Raw genomic sequence first — 21,975 nt, 5'->3', positions numbered from 1 at the left:
AATGGGTGAGAGAGTAACTCAGCGCCGCTCAGGCTTCATCGTCCATGCCCGGCTGCTTTTGCAAAGGCAGGTGCAAAGTGATGCAGGTGCCGCGCCCGTCGAGGCCGTCGTCGACGCTGATTCGCCCACCATGGGCACCGACCATGCCCTGACAGATCGCCAAGCCCAGCCCGGTGCCCTGCCCGCCTCGATCACCGCGTGCAGCGGTGTAGAACATGTCGAAGATTTTCTCCCGCTCTTCCTGCGGGATGCCGGGCCCTTCATCGGCGACGGCAAAAAACACCTCGCTGTCCGTCGCGCCGGCACTCAGCAGTAGCCGCCCATGGGCCGGCGAGAATCGCGCGGCGTTCTCCAGCACATTGACCAGCGCCTGTTCGATCAACGCCGCATGGACATACAACAAGGGCAACTCGGCAGGCACCTCGACGCCGACCGCCAGGGGCGCCAACACTGCCCGCAGGCGGTTCAGCGCGCTGCCGACGATGTCGGCCGGCGCTACCCAGTCCCGCGCCAGCTTCAGGGCGCCGTGGCCAAGCCGGGTCATGTCGAGCAAGTTCTGGATGTAGCGATCCAGCCGTTCGGCTTCATCGCGGGTGCCCTCGAGCAGTTCACGACGATCCGCCAGTGGGATCGCTTCCCCCAGCGCCAGCAGGCTGTCGATGCTGCCGCGCATGGACGTCAGCGGCGTGCGCAAATCGTGGGACACAGAGGCCAGCAAGGCACTGCGCAGTTGCTCGGTCTCGCCGTGCAGGCGTGCCGCTTCCAAGTCCTGGGCCAGTTGCGCCCGAGCCAGCGCCTGAGCCAGGGGCTGACTGAGGGCGGCCAACAAACGGCGACGCTGGCCACTCAGCGGCTTGCCCTCTTTCGGGCACACACCCAGCAACGCCAGCGGCCCACCCTCCGCCGACAACGGCCACCACCACCAACGCCCGGATGGCAGGGTCCCGGTGCCAGCGCCCGCCGGCTGGTCGTGCTGCCAGGCCCAATCGGCCGCCGCACGTTCGGCTTCGGTGAACGTCAATGGCTCGCCGGTCTCGACGATCCAATCGCTCTGGCCGTTGCGATTGAGCAGGCAAAGCTGTAAGTCGTGCAGGCCATTGAGGTGCTGCGCGGCGGCGCTGACCACCGCCTGGCGGTCAGTGGCGGCGGTGAGTTTGCGCGACAGGTCAAGCAACTCACCGGTTTCCTGCTGGGTGTCGCGCAACGCCTGCAACTGCCGGCGCTGACGGGCCGCGAGGTTGCCGGTCAGGGCCGCCATCAACAGGAAGAACACCAGCGTCAGCACGTCTTCTTCGCGCTGGATGGTGAGGGAAAAATTCGGCGGGATGAACAGAAAGTCATAGGCCAGGAACGACAGCGCCGCGCAGGCCAGCGCCGGGCCGAGGCTGCTGCGTACCGCCACCAGCAACACCGCCATCAGAAACACCAGGGAAATATTGGGCAATGCCAGCACCCCGGAAATGCCCCAGGCCAACGCGCTGGCCGCCACGGTCGCCGCCAGCGCCAGCATGTAGTCGAACCCAGTCTGGACGGTGCTTGAGCGCTCGCGGGCGGGCCGGGGCTGTTCATCGCTATCCAGCACGTTGATTTCCAATCCCCGGGCACCGCGCAGCAAGCGTGAAGCCAAGCCACCGCCAAACAGCCGCCGCCACCAACGCGGTCGGGACTGGCCCACCAGCACCAGCGTGGCACGCCGTTCGCTGGCATGCTGGATCAAGGTCTTGGCGACTTCCCCAGCCCGCAACAGCACCACTTCCCCACCGAGGCGTTCAGCCAGTTGCTGGGCATTTTGCAGGTACTGGCGCGATGCCTCGTCCCGCACACCACCGTTGTCCACGTGCACCAGGCTCCACGGCAGATGCCGACGCTGGGCGACGCGGCTGGCGTGCCGCACCAGGCGCTCGGCCTGAACATCACCGTCCACACCCACCAGTAATCGCCCACGCACGGCCGGAGCGGACTGACCCAGTTGTCGATAACCCTGGGCCAGGTCATTGTCGACCTGGGCGGCGGCGGTCTGCATGGCCAGTTCACGTAACGCGGTCAGGTTGGTCTGGGTGAAAAACGCATCGATCGCCGCGCGAGCCTGTTCCGGCACATAGACTTTGCCGTCACGCAGGCGCTCGAGCAGTTCGCGCGATGGCAGGTCGATCAGCAGCAGTTCATCGGCTTCCTGCAAGACCCAATCCGGCAGCGTCTCGCGAACCTGCACGCCGGTGATGCCGCGCACTTGATCGTTGAGGCTTTCCAGATGCTGGACGTTGACAGTGGTGTAGACATCGATGCCGGCGGCGAGCAGGTCCTGGATATCTTGCCAGCGTTTGGCATGGCGGCTGCCGGGGGCGTTGCTGTGGGCCAGTTCGTCCACCAGCACCAGGGCCGGCCGCGCCGCGAGCAAACCGTCGAGGTCCATTTCCTCAAGCATCACGCCGCGATATTCCGAGCGCACCAACGGCTGCTGCACCAAGCCGCCCAGCAGTGCTTCGGTTTCGGCGCGACCGTGGGTTTCCACCACACCGGCGACAACTTTCACGCCTTGGCGCAGTTGAGTGTGGGCCGCTTGCAGCATGGCGTAGGTCTTGCCGACACCGGGCGCCGCACCAAGGAAGACCTTGAGCCGGCCACGGTCGTTGCGGGGCAGATTGGCTAACAGTGCGTCGGCGCGGCCGGAGTCGCTCATACTGGGGGATCTCTTTCAGATATTGATCAAACACCTGTGGGAGCGAGCTTGCTCGCGATAGCGGTAGGTCAGCCAACATTGCTGGTGACTGATACACCCTCATCGCGAGCAAGCTCGCTCCCACAGGTTCTTACAGTTTTTCCAGGGCCAGATTCAACGCCAGCACATTCACCACCGGCGGCCCCACCAGGGGCTGCTCGATGTGGGCATCGAGCAGTTGCTGCACCGTCGAAACCGGCAGGTTGCGCGCCGCGGCCACACGCGCCAGTTGATAGGCAATCGAGGCCGGTGGCAAGTGCGGGTCCAAGCCGCTGCCAGAGGTGGTCAGCAACGCCAGCGGCACCGGTCCCTGACCGGGCACCAGCAGTTTGTGGGCGTCATCGATCACCCGAGTGGCCAGGGCCGGGTTGCTCGGGGAGTAATTGCTGGCGCCGCTGGCGACCGTGGCGAAGGCTCCGGCCGATGGCCGTGGATGAAACCAGGCATCGCCGGTGAAATCCTGGGCGATCAACGTCGAGCCACGGACCTTGCCGGCGGCATCGAGGATCAGGCTGCCATTGGCCTGGGCGGGAAAGGCGACTTGCGCCACGCCGGTGACCAGCAGTGGATAAGCGACGCCGGTGATCAGGGTCATCAGCAGTAATAGGCTCAAGGCCGGACGAATCAGACTGGACATTTCAAAATCCTCGAATCAGAAACAGTTAATTTCCAGGCATACACATTATGGCGAGGGAGCTTGCTCCCGCTGGGCTGCGCAGCCGCCCCAAAAAGACTGGACGCGGCCTTGTCCGATGCATTGGGATTGCTGGCTCTGGGGCTGCTTCGCAGCCCAGCGGGAGCAAGCTCCCTCGCCACAACAATCTGCCTGCCACCACAAATATGCTCACCACACATCAGGCTTAAACCAGCCCCAACGCCGTCAACAACATATCGATCGCCTTGATCCCCACGAACGGCACCACGATCCCGCCCAGGCCATAGATCAACAGGTTGCGCCGCAACAGCGCCGCCGCGCTCGCCGCTTGTACCCGCACGCCGCGCAGGGCCAGGGGAATCAGCACCACAATGATCAAAGCGTTGAAGACGATGGCCGACAGGATCGCGCTCTGCGGGCTGCTCAGGTGCATCACGTTCAACACCCCGAGCTGTGGATAAATCGAGGCGAACAGCGCCGGTAGGATCGCGAAGTACTTGGCGATGTCATTGGCGATGGAAAACGTCGTCAACGCCCCGCGGGTCACCAGCAACTCCTTGCCGATCTGCACCACGTCCAGCAACTTGGTCGGGTCGCTGTCGAGGTCGACCATGTTGGCCGCCTCTCGCGCCGCCTGGGTGCCGTCGTTCATCGCCATGCCGACATCCGCCTGAGCCAGGGCCGGAGCGTCGTTGGCGCCATCGCCGCACATCGCTACCAGCCGACCGTCGTTCTGCTCATGACGGATGCGCGCCAGTTTTTTCTCCGGCGTGGCCTCGGCCAGCACGTCGTCCACACCCGCCTCGGCGGCAATCGCGGCGGCGGTCAGCGGGTTGTCGCCGGTGACCATCACCGTGCGGATCCCCAGCTTGCGCAGCTCGGCGAAACGCTCGCGGATGCCGGGCTTGACCACGTCCTTCAGATGAATGGCACCCAACAGCTTGCCGTCGGCACACACCAGCAATGGCGTGCCACCGCTTTGGGCAATCTTGTCGACTTCCCGGGCCAGCGCCGGCGGCAACTCGCTTTTCGCCAGACCGATAAAGCTCAGCAGCGAATCCACGGCGCCCTTGCGGTAGACGCGCCCTTGATAATCGACACCAGACAGCCGGGTTTCCGCGCTGAACGGCACGACGGTCAACGCCTCTAGGCCTGGTTCGGGTTGCGCATGCAAGCCTCGCAGGTACTCGACGATGGACTTGCCCTCAGCCGTGTCATCGGCCAATGAAGCGAACAGTGCGCCTTCGGCCAGCTCTTTGGTGCTAACCCCTGGAGCGGTATAGACCGCTGCACAGCGACGATTGCCGAAGGTGATGGTGCCGGTCTTGTCCAGCATCAACACATGCACGTCCCCCGCCGCCTCCACCGCGCGGCCGGACTTGGCGATCACGTTCAAGCGCACCAGCCGATCCATCCCGGCGATGCCGATGGCCGACAACAGCCCGCCGATGGTGGTAGGGATCAACGTCACCAACAGCGCCACCAGGAACACCAGCGGCAGATTACCGTTGGCGAAATGGGCGAACGGTTGCAGCGTCACCACCACCAGCAGAAAGATCAGTGTCAGGCCGATCAGCAGGATATCCAGCGCCACTTCATTCGGGGTTTTCTGGCGCTTGGCGCCTTCGACCAGGGCAATCATGCGGTCCAGGGTGGACTCGCCGGGGTTGCTGGTGATGCGCACCAGCAACCAGTCGGAAACCAACCGCGTATTGCCGGTGACGGCCGAGCGATCCCCGCCGGACTCGCGGATGACCGGCGCCGATTCGCCGGTGATCGCCGCTTCGTTGACCGCAGCGATGCCTTCGATCACTTCGCCATCGCCGGGAATCATCTCCCCGGCTTCGACGCGCACCACATCGCCTTTGCGCAAACGGGTGGCGGGGATCATTTCAAAACCGCTGGCCGTCTGGCGGCGTGCGCTCAGGCCTTCACTGCCGGCCTTGAGACTGTCAGCCCGGGCCTTGCCGCGCCCCTCGGCCAAGGCTTCGGCGAAGTTGGCGAACAGCACGGTGAACCACAGCCACAGGGCGATTTGCGCGGCAACGAAGGTCGGCACGGCGTTGTCAGGAATGAAGCACAACACCGTGGTGAGGATCGCGGTCAACTCCACCACCAGCATCACCGGGGCGCGGTGCAATTGGCGCGGGTCGAGCTTGACGAAGGCTTGTACCAGGGCTGGCCGCCACAGGGCGGAGATCGCGGTTTTCGGTTGCTCCGGCGCCTTGGCGACGACGGTTTTGCTCATCGGCATATTCATCTTCATATCCCTCAGAAGCCCAGGCTCAGGTGTTCGGCAATCGGCCCCAGGGCCAGGGTCGGCAGGAAGGTCAAGCCACCCACCAGCAGGATGGTCACGGTCAACAAGGTCACGAACAGCGGCCCATGGGTGGGGAAGCTGTTCTGGCCAATCGGCGCGGTTTTCTTCAGCGCCAGGCTGCCGGCCAACGCCAGCACCGGCAGGATGTAGCCGAAACGGCCGATCAACATGCCCAGACCCAGCATCAGGTTATGGAAGGGCGTGTTGGCACCGAAACCGGCGAAGGCCGAACCGTTGTTCGCCCCCGCCGAGGTATAGGCGTAGAGCAATTGGCTGAAACCGTGGGCACCGGGGTTACTCACCGCCGCGGCCGGCCCGGGCAGGCTCGCAGCGATGGCACCCAGCACCAGCACACTCACCGGCATCACCAGCAGGGTCACCACCAGCAGCTGCACTTCCCTGGCCCCCAGCTTCTTGCCCAGGTATTCCGGCGTGCGACCGATCATCAACCCGGCCAGGAACACCGCGATCAGCACGTTCAACAACATCCCGTAGAGCCCGGCGCCGACGCCGCCGAAAATCACTTCGCCAACCATCATGTTCACCAGCGAGACCATCCCGCTGAGCGGGTTGAGGCTGTCGTGCATGGCGTTGACCGAGCCATTGGACGCCGCCGTGGTGGTCACCGACCACAGCACCGTGGCAGTGGTGCCAAAGCGTGCTTCCTTGCCTTCCAGCGGCGCGGTCTGCTCCACGGCAGCGTTGTTCAAGGCCGGATTGGGCTGGTACTCGGCCCACAGCGATGTGGCGCCGCCGAGCAAAAACAGCACGAGCATGCAGGCGATGATCGCCCGGCTCTGGCGCAGGTCCTTGACGTAATGGCCGAAGGTGAACACCAACGCGGCAGGAATCAGGATGATCGACGCGAGTTCAAACAGATTGCTCCAGGCCGTCGGGTTCTCGAACGGATGCGCCGAGTTGACGCCGAAGAAACCGCCGCCGTTGGTGCCCAGTTGCTTGATCGCGATCTGGCTGGCGGCCGGGCCCAGCGGGATAACCTGGTCTGCGCCCTGCATCGTGACCCCGTGCACATAGTGCGCGAAGGTTTGCGGCACGCCCTGCCACACCAGGAACAGCGCCAGCAGCAGGCACAGCGGCAACAACCCGTAGAGGGTGGCGCGGGTCATGTCGACCCAGAAGTTACCCAGCGTTGCGGTGGATTTGCGCCCGATCCCACGACACAGCGCCACCAGCACGGCCAGGCCGGTGGCCGCGCTGACGAAGTTCTGCACCGTCAGGCCGATCATCTGGCTCAGGTAGCTCAGGGAGGCTTCGCCGCTGTAGGACTGCCAGTTGGTGTTGGTCATGAAACTCACGGCCGTGTTGAAGGCCTGGGTCCATTCCATGCCCGGCAGTTGCTCGGTATTGAGGGGCAGATGGCCCTGCAGCAGGAGAACCGTGAATAGCAACACAAAACCCGCCAGGTTGAACGCGAGCAAGGCCAGGGTATATTTCTGCCAGCTCTGCTCAGCAGCGGGATCGACACCGGCCAGGCGATAACAACCGCGCTCCACCGGGCCGAAAACAGGTGATAGCCAAGTGCGCTGGCCTTCCATCACCCGGAAGTAAAAACGCCCCAGAAACGGCGCGGGAATCAGCACCAATGCGAAAAAGGCGAGGATCAGCCCGTAGTCATAACCGTGCATAGCCGCTCCTAGTTCCGATCCGCGCGTAACAGCGCAACCAGTAGATAGATGAACAGCGCCGCTGCCAGCAGCAGCGACACCCCGTCCAGAACACTCATGGGATTTCTCCGTGATACGGCGTCGTGCCGTGTGTGGAGTGATTGTCGGCAGGGAGGGTGTAAAGGAACGAGACCGAAGGAGGGCTTGGGGGATAAAGAATGTGTAAAGAATGGTTTTTTCGGCTAACTGGGATGGCCTCATCGCGAGCAAGCTCGCTCCCACAGTTGACCTGTTGTGAATAGAAAATCTGTGGCCACTGAAGATCCCCCGTGGGAGCGAGCTTGCTCGCGATGAGGCCAGCCCAGCCACTGACGCCCTGAACTGGAGCACAAAACCGAGCGATCCGGCAGCGAACATCCCCGATACGACACGATTTCAGCCTTTACGACGGCTCCCGCCACCCTGGCACGCCCACTGCAATGCCCCCTTCCAGCGCTTTTGCTATGGATCAAAGGGGAGCCACCGATGAACACACAACTCAAACCGACCCTGGGCACCCTGCATTTATGGGGCATTGCCGTTGGCCTGGTGATTTCCGGCGAGTATTTCGGCTGGAGCTACGGCTGGGGCGTTGCCGGGACGCTGGGCTTTCTGGTGACATCGTTCATGGTCGCGGCCATGTACACCTGCTTCATCTTCAGTTTCACCGAACTGACTACCGCCATTCCTCATGCCGGCGGGCCGTTTGCCTACAGCCGTCGCGCCTTCGGCGAGAAAGGCGGCTTGATCGCCGGGCTGGCGACATTAATTGAATTCGTCTTCGCGCCACCGGCCATTGCCCTGGCCATCGGCGCCTACCTGAACGTACAGTTCCCGGCCCTGGACCCGAAACACGCAGCGGTCGGGGCCTATATCGTGTTCATGGGCCTGAACATCCTCGGGGTGAAACTGGCGGCGACGTTCGAGTTGATCGTCTGCGTATTGGCAGTGGCCGAACTGCTGGTGTTCATGGGCGTCGTAGCCCCGGCATTCAGCTTCAGCAACTTCGCCCTGAACGGCTGGGCCGGCTCCGATGCGTTCGGTGCACCGGCGATTGCCGGGATGTTCGCGGCAATTCCCTTCGCCATCTGGTTCTTCCTGGCTATCGAAGGCGCTGCGATGGCGGCCGAAGAAGCCAAGGACCCGAAACGCACGATTCCCAAGGCCTACATCAGCGGCATCCTGACCCTGGTGGTCCTGGCCATGGGCGTGATGTTCTTCGCCGGTGGCGTCGGCGACTGGCGCACTCTGTCGAACATCAACGATCCGCTGCCCCAAGCCATGAAAACCGTAGTCGGCGAAAGCTCCGGCTGGTTGCACATGCTGGTGTGGATCGGCCTGTTTGGCCTGGTGGCAAGTTTCCACGGCATCATTCTTGGCTATTCCCGGCAGTTCTTCGCCCTGGCCCGCGCCGGCTACCTGCCCGCCTCCCTCGCCAAACTCTCGCGCTTCCAGACCCCGCACCGGGCGATCATCGCCGGCGGGTTGATCGGCATCGCAGCGATCTACAGCGACGGCTTGATCAACCTAGGCGGCATGACCCTGACGGCCGCGATGATCACCATGGCCGTGTTCGGCGCCATCGTCATGTACATCATGAGCATGCTCAGCCTGTTCAAACTGCGTAAAACCGAACCCAACCTGGAACGCACCTTCCGCGCGCCGGGCTATCCACTTGTACCCGGCATCGCCCTGGTATTGGCCGTGGTGTGCCTGGTGGCGATGGCTTGGTTCAACGCCTTGATCGGGCTGATCTTCCTCGGCTTCATGGTGGTGGGTTTCCTGTATTTCCTGCTCACCGCACAACTGCGTGCGGATGCGCCGGCCGATGCGATGTTGACCGGGCTATGAGGTGAGCCAGGCATAACGGGCGTAGTATTGAACCACTGCGAACAACCTTCGCTCATAAGTGGTAGGTGCGATGGACCGGCGAAATGTTCGTCCGCCATCGCCCCCCTCAAGGAGAGCCCTATGCCCTGGTATGCCTGGTTGATTCTGATTGTTGCAATCGGCTCGATCGTCGGCGGTCTGATGATGCTGCGCGACACCGCCAACAAGGTCGAGCTGACAGATGAACAGCGTAAGCGTGTTGCCGAACGCAATGCCGAGATGGATGCGAAGGAGGCCAAGGATCGTTGATTGCTGACCTGTCCAATACTCTTGTGGCGAGGGGATAAACCCCTCGCCACAAAGGCCTGCATATAGGCAGCGTGCACGGCATTACTTCTCCCAATCCGCCTTGGCAATGTGCAACCCATGCAGCCCCTTGTACGCCGCCCGCTCCGGCTGGCTCCAGCCTTCCAGCAATGAATCCTCCAGCCGATAGATCTCCACCCCCAGCGGACGACAGACACTGAGCGGATCCTGCGCATCCGGCCCCCACATCGCCAGCGACAAGTCCCCGCCAGGGCAAGTCGACAAGGCACACAGCAGATCGGTCTCGGCAAAAAATTCCAGATAATCGCCCTTCTGCGCCGGACAGGCCTTCATGAAGTACATGTCGTCATGATTGAGCCCGGTGCACTGGAAAATATTCAAGACGTCGTGCACGTCGAACTCCGTCAAGCCATGGGGCAACACCGCACGGGTCAGGTTCGAGTGGCAGTGATGGTGGAAGTCCTCGCCGGTCAGCATCTTGTTCACGTACGGGTCACAGCGGGTCCCCAGCAAATCGTGCAACCGCCCGCCATGCTCGTCGATGCCATAACCGGCCAGGCTGTCATCAGTGATCGTCACCAATGGCCTGAGGAATGGCAGGTTCGACCACAACCGATCATAGGTGCTGACGTGAGCGCCCTGAAGCTGACGCGTACGTGCCGCCCACAGACGCTCCCGCGGATCGTGAGCGTTCCAGACGTTGAAGTCGCCCACCTGCGGGCCTACAGGTGTAGTGACACGAAACACATGCCCAGCCGGCACATGCCACGCCCTCCCCGTGCGGATCGGCACTTCGAACTGCTCAATCAACGTGCGCTTGTCCTGCTCGGCACGGATGCGGTCGTAGAAGGGTTTGTCCACTTGCAGGGCTGAGCCTTTGCTGACCTGGTAGGCGGCTGGGTAGTCTTTGTACATGGCGCGGGTCCTTGATCAGTGGGGGATAGATGGGGCCAGGAACTGCAACAGCAGTTGCTCGGAATCGTCGAGGTAAAGGCTCATCGCTTCATAGGCAGCATCCTTGTCGCCTTCGGCCAGCCAGTCATGGATCTCGCGATCCCGGAGCAGCCACGGAGCCTGGAAACGTGGTTCATCGGGTGCGGCGTAGAACACCAGGCGCAGTTGCGCGACCACGTTGGTGAAAAACTCATTGAGTAACGGGCTGCCCATCAACCCAACGACATGTTGATGGAACGCCAAGCCATGGGTACCGACCGCACGCCAATCTTCACGCTCCCGGGCCAGCTCGGCGGCCTCAAGGGCTTCGAGCATTCGGTCGGATTGGTACTCACGCAGTGGTTGACTGCCCATGATGGCTTGAAGCTCCAGGGTGCGACGGACCTTGAACACGTCCCGCACATCCTCGGCGTTCAACCTGCGGACCATCACCCCCTTGTTACGCACATAGCGCGTCAGCCCCTCCTGCCCCAAGCGATGCAGCGCCTCGCGAATGGTGTTGCGTGAAGCGTTATAGGCCTCCACCAGGTCGTTTTCCACCAGGGCCATGCCGGGCAGCAAACGCCCCCCGATGATGTCGGCGCGTAGTTCGAGGGTGATGTGGTCGGCGAGGGAGAGTTCGCTGTTCATGTTCAAGGGCTCGAGATTGTTCAACAATCGATTGGCAATGGGTAATCACAATTTGTGCCATATCGCCATGCCGACGTCCTGAGGCTGGATCTCAGCCACAATCATCTTCCTAGGCGTCTATCACCAGAACGCAAAAAGGCCAGTCATCCCGACTGGCCTTTCTCGCTACCTCACCTCAGTTCACTTCCAGCTTGTCGCGATTCCTCTCCAGAAGCGCCTTGCCAATACCCTTGACCTCCAGCAACTCCTCCACCGACGAGAAGGCCCCATTACTCTCACGGTACGCAACAATCGCCTCGGCCTTAGCCTTGCCTATCCCAGTCAACTCGCGTTGCAGAGTCGCGGCATCCGCCCCGTTAAGATCAACCTTGGCACTTTGCGATTTTGCCGATACTTCCAATGTTTGCGGTGCAGCCATCGTCTCGGGTTTGACCACAGGCGCGGCGATTACCGCTATAGAGGCGCTAGTCAGAAGGGCAAAAACCAGAGAGTAGAAATAGCCTGTACGCATAAGTGACGCTCCATGACATCGTTAAGAAAGAAGCAGCTTTTCCGAAGCTGCTTCTCAAACTTAGGCGATGATGATTCGCTGTCAAAAATGTGTACGTTACAGCGTGTGTAACAATCAGGGTTCAAGGCGGCGCTGCTGGTAGATCCAGTCGACAATCTCGCCGTCCGGGGCATACCCACTGACCGTATTCCTAAGCAACTGACGAACCCTGGTGTAGTCATCACGCTCGATGGCAGAGAGCAGCTCAGACAGGCTCTCCTTAAGCACATCCCAAGGCAGATGATCTTCGTTGGCACTCATGATCATCGGGTGCTGGGTCGCGACGACGTTGTCACCAATCAGCAACTCTTCGTAAAGCTTCTCGCCTGGCCGAAGGCCCGTGAACTTAATTGAGATGTCTCCGTGGGGGTTTTTCTCCGAACGGATACTCAAACCAGACAAATGAATCATTTTTTCCGCCAGCTCGACAATCCTCACCGGCTCCCCCATATCCAGCACGAACACATCCCCACCCAACCCCATGGAGCCCGCCTGAATCACCAACTGAGCGGCTTCGGGAATGGTCATGAAATAGCGCGTGATCTTCGGATGGGTGACGGTCAGCGGCCCACCGGATTTAATCTGTTTATGGAACAACGGAATAACCGACCCGGACGAGCCCAGCACGTTGCCGAATCGGACCATCGTAAAACGGGTTTTATTGACGCGAGAAACATTGGCCTTATCGCCAAACAGCACCGGGGCGAGCTCGCGACTAAGAGCCTGCAACGTCATTTCCGCAAGCCGCTTGGTGCTGCCCATTACATTGGTCGGGCGCACAGCCTTGTCTGTGGAGATCAAGACGAAGTTCGACACACCCGCCTGCAATGCAGCCTGAGCCGTGTTCAACGTCCCGATCACATTGTTCAGGACGCCTTCGGCGATATTGTGCTCAACCATCGGGACATGTTTATAAGCGGCGGCATGATAGACCGTGTCGACATTCCAGGTTTTCATCACATCCAGTAACTTGCTCTGATCCCGGACCGAGCCCAGGATAGGCAACAACCGAACGGACAACGACTCCCGAACGAGGCGAGGTTCAAGTTCGGACAAAATGCTATAGAGATTGAATTCGCTATGCTCGAAAAGCAGCAACGTTGTTGGCTTCAGCGTCAGGATTTGCCGACAAAGTTCGGAGCCAATTGATCCCCCTGCCCCTGTCACTAGAACGGACTGTCCTGTGATGCAATGTTTAAGCAAATCTGCTTGGGCTGGCACTGCATCGCGCCCGAGGAGGTCGGCGATATCTACTTCCTGAATGTCATCGACCTTGACCCGGCCGCTGGCCAGATCCATAAAACCCGGGACGCTGCGTACATGCAGCGGAAACCTCTCAAGCAGCGTTAATATCTCTCGACGACGGCCTCGGGAGGAAGAAGGTACCGCCAGCAAAATTTCCTGCGCACCGGTTGTATCAATCATCTTTTGAATATGTTTGGGTTGGTAGACCTGCAACCCTGCAATAACTCGGTCGGCGATGCTGTGGTCATCGTCAATGAACGCAACCGGCCGCATCACCCGTCCCATACGCAATGCAGCCACTAGTTGGTTACCTGCGGCGCCGGCACCATAAATGGCAACCTTGGGCAGGCCATCGTCACGATTGGTAAACGGGACATGCTGTGCTGCGGTAAACCAGTCACCGAGGAAATATTGCCGCATCACCAGGCGTAAACCGCCAATCATGATCAGGCTCAGCCACCAATAGTTGAATATGATCGATCGAGGTACCACTGTTTTATGGTTGCTGTACCAATACACAACAAGCGCCAGTAACAAAGCCGAGAGACTCACCGCTTTGCAAATGGTGATCAACGCGTCGTTACCAAAATAACGCATGACGGCGCGATACATGCCAAAGCGAATGAAAATCGGAATGGCAACCAGTGGAGCCGATGCGAAAAGCCAAAGATGTGTGGTGACCGGGCTGGTCAATACCTCGAACCCCAGTCGAACAATGAACGCCAGCCACAGGGCAGTCCAGACTAATATTACATCCGTCGCCACTTGGATCGCGCGTTTATGGTGTCTTGGCAATCCCAGCAAGGCTATTCTTAACTTATCCATAAACCTCTTACGCACCTTGGCCCGCTCCTGTCGCAAATCCGTTTCTATTGTACGTAGCAGCGAGTCACATCACTTGATAAAAACGGTCATTTGAAAACGAAACTGCACCAGCATCCAGATTAGACCGTCTCGAGCTCCAGCATGGAATTTGAGCGGCCAACATCATCTGCGCGCGCATATCGCACCAGCCTCCACAGCAGGAGACTCACCCAACCACAGGCAACCACCAGCGGATACAGACCATCGCACAAGGGGGAGTAGACAGCTGGCGCGCGTATGTTACTGCCCCAAGGAGCCCACGACCATGGTCAGATCAGTAGATTGCAAAGCCAGGAGGATACTCTGGCAATGGACGGTGAGACGACAGCTGCTATGGGAGGGTAGCCGTCCGGCGATGGTATCGATCAAAATCTTGACGCAGTGCTGCTGTTCACACTCAGGTCAATCCGTACCAGTCGCTCTAGCTGCGACGATTCCATGATAGGGGATAGCGTAGCAGCCTGAGTCGCAAGCACCAGCGGCAGTACATAAAGTAGCTGGCACCCCATGAGACATCGGCCCGACTGCGACTCACTTCCGAACCTCACAGCGCTCACACTTATCGACCGACGAAGTGCCCCATCAGGAATAACTCAACGATCCTTGTATTTTGGAGCCAAGCGGCGTTGTTGGAATATCCAATCGACGATCTCTCCTTCGGGCTTATAGCCGCTTACGATCTCGCGGAGCAGCATCCGGACCCGTGAATATTCGTCCTTGGCAATGGCGACCATCAGTTCATCCAATGTAGTCTTGAGTTGCTCCCATGGCAGATGGTCTTCATGGGCACTCATGATCATGGGGTGCTGGGTCGCGATCACGTTGTCACCGATCAGCAGCTCCTCATAGAGTTTCTCACCTGGCCGTAAACCAGTGAACTCAATGGCAATATCACCGTGGACGTTCTTCTCGGAGCGCACATTCAAGCCAGAAAGATGCACCATCTTTTCAGCCAATTCGGCGATTTTTACCGGTTCCCCCATGTCCAGCACAAACACATCCCCTCCTCGCCCCATGGAGCCCGCCTGAATCACTAGCTGGGCGGCCTCTGGAATGGTCATGAAATATCGGGTGATATTGGGATGTGTAACGGTAATGGGCCCGCCGGATTTGATCTGCTGTCGAAAACGCGGAATAACCGAGCCGGACGACCCCAGTACATTACCGAAACGCACCATCACGAAGCGGGTTTTATTGACCCGCGCAACATTACCACTGTCTCCGAGCAGCACCGGTGCAAGCTCTTGACTCAGTGCCTGCAGGACCATTTCAGCCAGACGCTTGGTGCTGCCCATGACGTTAGTCGGACGCACAGCCTTGTCCGTGGAAATGAGCACGAAATTTTCGACCTGGGCCTTCAAGGCCGCTTGGGCGGTGTTCAAAGTACCGATGACATTATTGAGCATGCCTTCGGCGATGTTGTGCTCCACCAGGGGTACATGCTTATAGGCTGCCGCGTGATACACCGTCTCGACGCTCCAGGAACTCATGAGGTCGAATAATTTATCCGCGTTACGCACCGACCCCAGAATCGGCAACAAGATCACGGGGATCGATTGACGAATAATGGTCTCTTCCAGCTCAGTAAAGATACTGTAGAGGTTGAACTCACTGTGATCGAACAACAGCAAAGTGGATGGCTCCAGGGCGAGAATCTGACGGCAGAGCTCAGAGCCGATCGACCCACCCGCCCCCGTGACCAGAACGATCTTTCCCCGAATGCAACGTGAAAGAAGCGCGGGTTGTGCAGGCACCGCATCTCGCCCCAACAAGTCGGCAATGTCGACTTCCTGGATATCGCCGACTTTTACACGGCCGCTGGCCAGATCCATGAAACCCGGGACACTGCGTACGTGCAGTGGATAGCTTTCCAGATACTCCAGGATTTCACGGCGACGCGCGCGACTCGCCGAGGGCACGGCCAGCAACACTTCTTGTGCGCCAGTGAGTTCAATCATCTTCTGGATATGCTTGGGCTTGAACACCTGCAAACCCGAGATCATTCGATTTTCGATACTGTCATCGTCATCGATAAAAGCCACCGGCTGCATATCTCGGCCAATGCGCAAGGCCGCCACCAATTGGTTACCGGCGGCACCGGCGCCATAGATCGCTACCTTGGTAAGACTGGTGTTGCGGTTGACGAAGGGAACGTGATGGGAGGGAATGAACCAATCGCCCATGAAATACTGGCGCATGAGCAATCTCAAACCGCCGATCATCACCAGGCTAAGCCACCAGTAATTGAAGATGACTGAACGTGGGACAGCCTCCATGTAGGAGGAGCCCCAATACACCACGAGCGCCAATACCAACGCGCTCAAGCTGACTGCCTTGATGATTGCGATCAAGGCATCGTTACCCAGGTAACGCATGACGGCTCGGTACATACCAAAACGAACGAACAATGGGATAGCAATCAGAGAAGCACTGACAAGCAGCCATGGGTGGGTGGTGAACGGATTGATCATCTCGTCGAAACCAAGGCGCACCACGAACGCCAACCACAAGGAGGCCCAGACCAACAGCACATCGGTCATGACCTGGAGCAGGCGCTTCTGCCGATGCGACAGGCCCAGCAATGCAACGCGAAATCTATCCATGAAGTTTCCAGCACCTTGTTCCTGCCCAATTCTCGTTATGTCGGGCTGCCTGGTGACAGCCGTCCATGACCCATTTCACATCTTTACCCGGGTACTCAAGCGCCCTCCAACTGACCAGCCTTGAACTTCAAGGCCAGTAACACCAGAGGCACATAGGCCAACGCCACGCCTGTCAGTCCGTCCAACTTCAAGACCACGACGCACCACGCCAAGGGAAACAACCACAACACGTTGATCGCAGCGACTGCCAGTGTGACAGGACGATGGCGACCATAACGGCGGGAGGCAAACTGATAAGCATGACTGCGGTGCGCCTCGTAGACTTTATCACCCCGAAAAAACCGCCGGACCAGGGTGACAGTCGCATCGACGATAAACACTCCCAACAGGATCAGCCAAGCCCACAACAAGACCGGGGAGACCCAGGCAGCTTGCAGAGACATGATCCCAAGCGTGATACCCAAGAAGCCACTGCCCGCGTCTCCCATAAAGATTTTCGCGGGTGGGAAGTTCCAAAACAGAAAGCCCAGCACGGCGGCCGCCAGGATCAATGGAGGCCAGATCAGGTCGGTGAAACCCGACAATACGTAGAGAGCACTCGCCCCCAGGCAGGCCAGCACTGCTTCTACACTGGCGATACCATCAATACCGTCCATGAAGTTATACAGGTTGAGAACCCAGACCAGATAAAAAGCAGCCAAGACATGCCCAAACCAAGATAAATCCAAGGTCATACCGAACAGGTTCAAGGGTGCCAGACCTTTAAGCCATAACAGTGCCCAGACCGCCGCACTGAAATGCCCAAGCAATCGCCACCGTGCTGCAATATGCCCATGGTCATCCATGAAACCCACGATGGCGACCAGAGCACCTGCCCCACCTAACGCCACCAGGTAGTGGAGCGACACCAGACCCAGTAGACCCAGCAAAGGCAATGTCAGCAGAAAGGCCACGACTATGGCGACTCCTCCGCCCCGGGCTGTCGGAATACTGTGGGAGCTGCGCGCATTCGGGATATCGATGATGCTACGCGCCAAGGCATAACGACGTAGTCCCGCCGTCATGAGCAGCGAAGCCACCGTGACAGAGGCAAATAACCAGAAGTGCATCATTTCGCTTGATTCATCCTGAAATGCCGTGCGGTCTTGGCCAATGCATCATCGACACTCACGGGAGGGTTCCAATTCAAAAGCGTGCGGGTTTTCTCGATATTGACCTGCAGCGAACCACACAGGCGCTGGGACAGTGCTTTTCTGCCCAGCATGCGGGCGCCGCACTCAAGTATCCAGCTGGGGATCGGAATCAACCGGGCAGGCTTGCCCAGCGCACGGGCCATCCGACTGAGCAACGCTGTGGTCGACAGATCTTCTCCATCACTGACCAGAAATGTCTGATTCGCCGCCGCAGGGTGGTCGATGCACGTCACGATCAGGTCGACCAAATTGTCGATGCTCACCAGGCTGCGACGATTATCTATGGCACCAAACGGCAAAGGGGCACCCTTGTCCAGCCAACGCATCATGCTCAGGAAATTGGCCTTCACACCCGGCCCATACACCAGGACAGGCCGAATGATGACCACTTCCATTCCAGTCGTCCGCGCCATCTGTCGCAGACCTTGCTCGGCTTCCTGCTTGGAAACACCGTACGGATCCGCTGGCGCAGGCATATCGTCCGCGGCGTAGGGTTGACCGGGCGATGTGCATTCCCCATTCACTTTGATGGAACTGATAAAAATAAAGCGACGTACACCGGCCTCGGCCGCCTGCCTTGCAAAATTGAGCGTGCCTTCCACGTTGACCTGCCGAAAGACCGCCAGAGGATCAGCTTCCGTATCGTTCATCACATGCACACGAGCGGCACAATGAATGACCGTATCCACATTGGCCAGATGCGGTTGCCATTGAGTTTGCTGGGAGAATGCTTCGATCCGCACAGTACTGACGGGTATCGGTAAATGACGATCGCCTCGAACGACCGCAATGACAGACTTCCCGGAGTCTGTTTGCAGCCTTTCAAGTAACGCACCACCAACAAACCCGCTCGCCCCGGTCACAAGAATACTGCGCTGCATCAGTGGTTCACCTTCCGTAGCGTGGCTTTTCTGAAGATATCTTCCAAACGCGCCAGCAAGCGCTGTTTGGAGTAATGCTGAAGGTAATAGTCACGACCACTCTCTCCCATGACCATAAGTTGGGATGGGGCTGTGTCAGCCAGAGCCTGAGTGATACGTGCCAGACCATCTGCATCACCGGATGCACAAGTAAACCCCGCACCCGACTCATTGATTACCCGAGCGGCTTCGCCATTGATCATGCCCAGCAGAGGTCTGCCCGAGGCCAGGTAAGCCTGGACTTTGCCGGGAATGGTTTTTTCAAACACATCATTGGTCTTCAGCGACACCAACAATGCATCGGCGTTGGCGAACAAGGCCGGCATGGCTTTCAACGGATGTCTGCCCAGGAGCAGTACGTTATCCAAGCCTCGCGCACTTACTTGTTGGTTCAGCCACTGACTCATGCGGCCATCACCCACGATGGCCCAACGCACGGCGACTTTCCCACGCAATTGTTCAGCGGCGTCCAGCACTGCAGGAAAATCCTGGGCCTCGCCTAGATTCCCGGCAAACACCACGGTAAACACCGAGTCATCGCGTGCAAGTATCGAGTCCGAATGATTCGAAGTCGCAGAGAAATCGTCTTCAGCCCAACTTGGGAAATAGATCAGGCGCTTCGGGTCTATGGGACGAGTACAGTAGCCTTTGACGTTTTCGAGGAAGCCGTTCGATTGCAGCAGCAGGTAGTCGGCGCGGTTATAGATCCACGACACCATGCGGCCAACCACGGATAACAACGCCGGCTTTTTCAGCACGCCAACCGCTCTTAGGGTTTCCGGCCACAAATCCAGAACCCAAATCAATACGGGGGCATTTTTCAAACGCCCGATGACCAAGGCAGGAATAGCCGCCATGATGGGAGACACTGCGTAGACGAATATTGCATCGAAAGCACGTCCCCGCAGCGCATAACTACCGATGGTCGAAGCGCTGGTAAAAAAACTCAGGTAGTTGAGAATCAACTGAATACTGCGCTTTCCGCGCGGGATCATGGGAACCCGCACAATGCGGGCACCATGGTATTCAGTAAACTGCTCAGGTGCTGACCTGTACGCTTCGAACACCTGGCCTTCGGGATAATTGGGCACTCCAGTGAGCACCGTAACCGAATGGCCCTTTTCGGTGAGATCACGCACCAGATCGTTGATCCGCATGTTTTCCGGCCAGAAATACTGCGTGACCACCAAGATATTCAGCTTGCTCTCCGGCATATCCACTACTCGACTCAATACCGCTTCCATACGACACGGTTTACGTAGTCGGTATAGCTGTGCACGATTCTGGCAACTTTTTCGGAAACGTTAGGCATGCTGTAGTCCGCCACCAGACGCAGGCTGCGCTCGGTCCCCGCTAATTGCGTCTGGAGAATGTTCAGTCCTTGCAGGACTCGCTCGACTTCCAGGCCCACCATCATCACGGCCGCTTCTTCCATCCCTTCGGGTCGCTCATGAGCCTCGCGCAGGTTCAAGGCTGGAAAATTGAGAATGGAAGACTCTTCATTGATGGTGCCACTATCAGACAACACCGCACGGGATTCGAGCTGCAGCTTGTTGTAGTCCATGAAACCCAACGGCTTGAGCAATCGGATATTTTCATGAAACACGATCCCCATGGCATCAACACGCTTTTGAGTACGCGGATGGGTAGAAACAATGACTGGCAGACCAAAAGTGCTGGCAACGGTATTGAGTACCTCGACCAGCTTGAAGAGGTTCTTGTCCGAGTCGACATTCTCTTCCCGGTGGGCGCTGACCACAAAGAACTTGCCCGCCTCCAAGCCAAGCCGCTCCAGGACGTCCGACGCCTCGATACTGTCACGATAATGGTTGAGTACTTCGAACATTGGACTGCCAGTCTTGATTACACGATCGGCAGGCAAACCCTCGCTCAGTAAATAATCGCGAGCGATAGTGCTATAGGTCAGGTTGATGTCTGCTGTGTGATCAACGATGCGTCGGTTGATTTCTTCAGGAACACGCATGTCAAAACAACGGTTTCCAGCTTCCATATGGAAAGTGGGGATCTTGCGCCGCTTGGCAGGAATAACTGCCATGCAGCTGTTTGTATCGCCCAGCACCAGCAAGGCTTCAGGCTGGATGGTAGCCAATACCCGGTCCACCGCGATGATCACATTGCCGATGGTTTCCGCCCCCGTGCTCCCGGCAGCATTCAGGAAGTGGTCAGGCTTTCGAATACCCAAGTCCTGGAAAAAGATCTCGTTCAGCTCATAGTCATAATTCTGCCCGGTATGCACTAGCACGTGCTCACAATATTTATCCAATGCGGCCATGACCCGGGACAAACGAATAATTTCGGGGCGCGTTCCCACTACGGTAACGATCTTCAGTTTCTTCAGTGCAGTATTCATTGCTAATCCTTCAGGCCTGAGTGCCAACAGCCATGGTGTAGGTGTCTGGCCGCTCACGATCAAAAATTTCGTTGGCCCACAGCATTACGATCATTTCGGTTTCACCGGTATTGGTAATGTCATGGCTCCAACCCGGGACCGTTTCGACGATTTGTGGCGTGTCACCGTCAGTGTAGAGTTCGTAAAACTCTCCACTGACGATGTGGCGGAAACGGAAGCAGGCTTGACCTTTGATAACCAGGAACTTCTCGGTCTTGCTGTGATGGTAATGCCCTCCCCGCGTAATGCCAGGATGAGCAGTGAAGTAAGAGAACTGACCGGCATCCGGGGTCTTGAGCATCTCAACGAATACGCCTCGCACATCACCGTGCTTGGGCAGCTCATAGGTGAAATCGTCTGGCGTGAAATAGCTCAGGTAAGTCGAATACAAAGCGCGGACCAACCCAGTCCCCACCCGCTCGGTCACCATCGTCTCTCGGCTGCGCTTGAACGCCTGCAACTGATCGGCCAATGCCCCGACCGTCGTGGCATAAACCGGTTGTACATCCAGATAAGGGCCTTCCGGGGCGCCACCATCCATCACATCGATGAAGCTTCTGATTACATCGTCGATATAGACCAACTGCAGCGGTGCCGCGGGATCATTGACGGTAATTGGCAAGCCACGGACGATGTTATGGCAGAACGTCGCCACCGCCGAATTGTAGTCTGGCCTCGCCCACTTTCCGAAAACGTTGGGCAAACGATAAAGATAAACCGGTGAACCTTGCTGTTTCGACAGGTCAAGCAAGGCGTGTTCAGCATCGCGCTTGCTCGTCCCATAAGGATTATCGACCTCAGCCTGTATGGATGAGGTGTAAATCACGGGTATCGATCGGCCAGTGGCCTTGATGGCAGCACACAACGTTGCAGTGAGGCCACTGTTACCTTCGCTGAATTCCTCGATACGCTGGGGTCGATTGACGCCCGCCAGATGAAACACAAAGTCCACATCATCAAGCATCGACAACAGATCGGATGGAGCCTCCTGGCGACCAAATCGAACCACCTGAACGTCCTGGCGCTCTTGCAGGTGAGCCACAAGGTTTTTGCCGACAAAGCCACTGGCTCCAGTAACAAGAACTTTCATG

At 58.6% G+C, this 21,975-nt stretch carries 17 protein-coding genes; 2 read left to right on the top strand and 15 right to left on the bottom strand.

Annotated elements, in window-relative coordinates:
• Window positions 1-28 precede the first annotated feature (28 nt).
• The 5 genes from J9870_RS08585 to kdpF all read right to left on the bottom strand — a co-directional run bounded on the left by J9870_RS08585 (window position 29) and on the right by kdpF (window position 7,438).
• Entirely contained in the window at window positions 29-2,680 is a 2,652-nt protein-coding gene (locus J9870_RS08585; protein WP_210643517.1) for a sensor histidine kinase KdpD, read from the bottom strand.
• Between the two features lie 130 nt (window positions 2,681-2,810).
• Entirely contained in the window at window positions 2,811-3,356 is a 546-nt protein-coding gene (kdpC, locus tag J9870_RS08580; RefSeq protein WP_210643516.1) for a potassium-transporting ATPase subunit KdpC, read from the bottom strand.
• Between the two features lie 223 nt (window positions 3,357-3,579).
• Window positions 3,580-5,634 carry a potassium-transporting ATPase subunit KdpB gene (gene kdpB, locus J9870_RS08575; RefSeq protein ID WP_210643515.1) on the bottom strand — a complete coding sequence of 685 codons (2,055 nt, stop codon included), beginning with the start codon at window positions 5,632-5,634 and terminating at the stop codon, window positions 3,580-3,582.
• An 11-nt stretch (window positions 5,635-5,645) separates the two neighbouring features.
• Window positions 5,646-7,340, bottom strand: a complete 1,695-nt coding sequence (gene kdpA / locus J9870_RS08570; RefSeq protein ID WP_210643514.1) for a potassium-transporting ATPase subunit KdpA — start codon at window positions 7,338-7,340, stop codon at window positions 5,646-5,648.
• A gap of 8 nt (window positions 7,341-7,348) precedes the next feature.
• Window positions 7,349-7,438: a K(+)-transporting ATPase subunit F gene (gene kdpF / locus J9870_RS08565; protein WP_210643513.1), complete on the bottom strand. Its 90-nt coding sequence runs from the start codon at window positions 7,436-7,438 to the stop codon at window positions 7,349-7,351.
• A gap of 406 nt (window positions 7,439-7,844) precedes the next feature.
• Between kdpF and eat the strand changes: the two genes are divergently transcribed.
• Both eat and J9870_RS08555 read left to right on the top strand, forming a co-directional pair.
• The gene (eat, locus tag J9870_RS08560) at window positions 7,845-9,209 is read left to right on the top strand and encodes an ethanolamine permease (RefSeq protein ID WP_210643512.1); all 1,365 of its coding nucleotides are present in this window, start codon (window positions 7,845-7,847) and stop codon (window positions 9,207-9,209) included.
• A gap of 120 nt (window positions 9,210-9,329) precedes the next feature.
• On the top strand, window positions 9,330-9,497 hold the full coding sequence (locus tag J9870_RS08555) for a DUF2897 family protein (protein ID WP_003183831.1): 168 nt from the start codon (window positions 9,330-9,332) through the stop codon (window positions 9,495-9,497).
• Window positions 9,498-9,578: 81 nt separating this feature from the next.
• On the opposite strand, the gene J9870_RS08550 is transcribed toward J9870_RS08555, so the two are convergent.
• The 10 genes from J9870_RS08550 to J9870_RS08505 form a co-directional block, all read right to left on the bottom strand.
• Window positions 9,579-10,430 (bottom strand): DUF1989 domain-containing protein, encoded by an 852-nt coding sequence (locus tag J9870_RS08550; RefSeq protein ID WP_210643511.1) that lies wholly within the window; start codon window positions 10,428-10,430, stop codon window positions 9,579-9,581.
• Between the two features lie 15 nt (window positions 10,431-10,445).
• Complete coding sequence (locus J9870_RS08545) at window positions 10,446-11,099, bottom strand: GntR family transcriptional regulator (protein ID WP_210643510.1); 654 nt, start codon at window positions 11,097-11,099, stop codon at window positions 10,446-10,448.
• A 175-nt stretch (window positions 11,100-11,274) separates the two neighbouring features.
• Window positions 11,275-11,610: a helix-hairpin-helix domain-containing protein gene (locus tag J9870_RS08540; RefSeq protein ID WP_210643509.1), complete on the bottom strand. Its 336-nt coding sequence runs from the start codon at window positions 11,608-11,610 to the stop codon at window positions 11,275-11,277.
• 114 nt (window positions 11,611-11,724) lie between these two features.
• Entirely contained in the window at window positions 11,725-13,719 is a 1,995-nt protein-coding gene (locus J9870_RS08535; protein ID WP_210643508.1) for a nucleoside-diphosphate sugar epimerase/dehydratase, read from the bottom strand.
• A 632-nt stretch (window positions 13,720-14,351) separates the two neighbouring features.
• Window positions 14,352-16,361, bottom strand: coding sequence for a nucleoside-diphosphate sugar epimerase/dehydratase (locus tag J9870_RS08530; RefSeq protein ID WP_210643507.1), 2,010 nt, complete (start codon window positions 16,359-16,361; stop codon window positions 14,352-14,354).
• 95 nt (window positions 16,362-16,456) lie between these two features.
• Window positions 16,457-17,473 carry a glycosyltransferase family 4 protein gene (locus J9870_RS08525; RefSeq protein ID WP_210643506.1) on the bottom strand — a complete coding sequence of 339 codons (1,017 nt, stop codon included), beginning with the start codon at window positions 17,471-17,473 and terminating at the stop codon, window positions 16,457-16,459.
• Complete coding sequence (locus J9870_RS08520) at window positions 17,470-18,435, bottom strand: SDR family oxidoreductase (protein ID WP_210643505.1); 966 nt, start codon at window positions 18,433-18,435, stop codon at window positions 17,470-17,472. Before J9870_RS08520 ends, J9870_RS08525 begins: the two co-directional genes overlap by 4 nt.
• Complete coding sequence (locus J9870_RS08515; protein WP_210645159.1) at window positions 18,435-19,688, bottom strand: glycosyltransferase family 4 protein; 1,254 nt, start codon at window positions 19,686-19,688, stop codon at window positions 18,435-18,437. The genes J9870_RS08520 and J9870_RS08515 overlap by 1 nt, the downstream gene beginning before the upstream one ends.
• A gap of 14 nt (window positions 19,689-19,702) precedes the next feature.
• Complete coding sequence (gene wecB / locus J9870_RS08510; RefSeq protein WP_210645157.1) at window positions 19,703-20,833, bottom strand: UDP-N-acetylglucosamine 2-epimerase (non-hydrolyzing); 1,131 nt, start codon at window positions 20,831-20,833, stop codon at window positions 19,703-19,705.
• A gap of 22 nt (window positions 20,834-20,855) precedes the next feature.
• Entirely contained in the window at window positions 20,856-21,974 is a 1,119-nt protein-coding gene (locus J9870_RS08505; RefSeq protein WP_210643504.1) for an NAD-dependent epimerase/dehydratase family protein, read from the bottom strand.
• Window position 21,975: the final 1 nt, after the last annotated feature.

The organism is Pseudomonas sp. Tri1 (assembly GCF_017968885.1).
Taxonomy (GTDB): Bacteria; Pseudomonadota; Gammaproteobacteria; order Pseudomonadales; family Pseudomonadaceae; genus Aquipseudomonas.
Note: the sequence above shows the minus strand (reverse complement) of the source record. Positions and strands in the feature narration are given on the sequence as shown.

What these genes read in the sequence shown, in the direction of transcription:
- J9870_RS08585 (WP_210643517.1), bottom strand. Translation starts at nt 2,680, where the DNA reads ATGAGCGACTCCGGCCGCGCCGACGCACTGTTAGCCAATCTGCCCCGC.
- kdpC (WP_210643516.1), bottom strand. Translation starts at nt 3,356, where the DNA reads ATGTCCAGTCTGATTCGTCCGGCCTTGAGCCTATTACTGCTGATGACC.
- kdpB (WP_210643515.1), bottom strand. Translation starts at nt 5,634, where the DNA reads ATGAATATGCCGATGAGCAAAACCGTCGTCGCCAAGGCGCCGGAGCAA.
- kdpA (WP_210643514.1), bottom strand. Translation starts at nt 7,340, where the DNA reads ATGCACGGTTATGACTACGGGCTGATCCTCGCCTTTTTCGCATTGGTG.
- kdpF (WP_210643513.1), bottom strand. Translation starts at nt 7,438, where the DNA reads ATGAGTGTTCTGGACGGGGTGTCGCTGCTGCTGGCAGCGGCGCTGTTC.
- eat (WP_210643512.1), top strand. Translation starts at nt 7,845, where the DNA reads ATGAACACACAACTCAAACCGACCCTGGGCACCCTGCATTTATGGGGC.
- J9870_RS08555 (WP_003183831.1), top strand. Translation starts at nt 9,330, where the DNA reads ATGCCCTGGTATGCCTGGTTGATTCTGATTGTTGCAATCGGCTCGATC.
- J9870_RS08550 (WP_210643511.1), bottom strand. Translation starts at nt 10,430, where the DNA reads ATGTACAAAGACTACCCAGCCGCCTACCAGGTCAGCAAAGGCTCAGCC.
- J9870_RS08545 (WP_210643510.1), bottom strand. Translation starts at nt 11,099, where the DNA reads ATGAACAGCGAACTCTCCCTCGCCGACCACATCACCCTCGAACTACGC.
- J9870_RS08540 (WP_210643509.1), bottom strand. Translation starts at nt 11,610, where the DNA reads ATGCGTACAGGCTATTTCTACTCTCTGGTTTTTGCCCTTCTGACTAGC.
- J9870_RS08535 (WP_210643508.1), bottom strand. Translation starts at nt 13,719, where the DNA reads ATGGATAAGTTAAGAATAGCCTTGCTGGGATTGCCAAGACACCATAAA.
- J9870_RS08530 (WP_210643507.1), bottom strand. Translation starts at nt 16,361, where the DNA reads ATGGATAGATTTCGCGTTGCATTGCTGGGCCTGTCGCATCGGCAGAAG.
- J9870_RS08525 (WP_210643506.1), bottom strand. Translation starts at nt 17,473, where the DNA reads ATGATGCACTTCTGGTTATTTGCCTCTGTCACGGTGGCTTCGCTGCTC.
- J9870_RS08520 (WP_210643505.1), bottom strand. Translation starts at nt 18,435, where the DNA reads ATGCAGCGCAGTATTCTTGTGACCGGGGCGAGCGGGTTTGTTGGTGGT.
- J9870_RS08515 (WP_210645159.1), bottom strand. Translation starts at nt 19,688, where the DNA reads ATGCCGGAGAGCAAGCTGAATATCTTGGTGGTCACGCAGTATTTCTGG.
- J9870_RS08505 (WP_210643504.1), bottom strand. Translation starts at nt 21,974, where the DNA reads ATGAAAGTTCTTGTTACTGGAGCCAGTGGCTTTGTCGGCAAAAACCTT.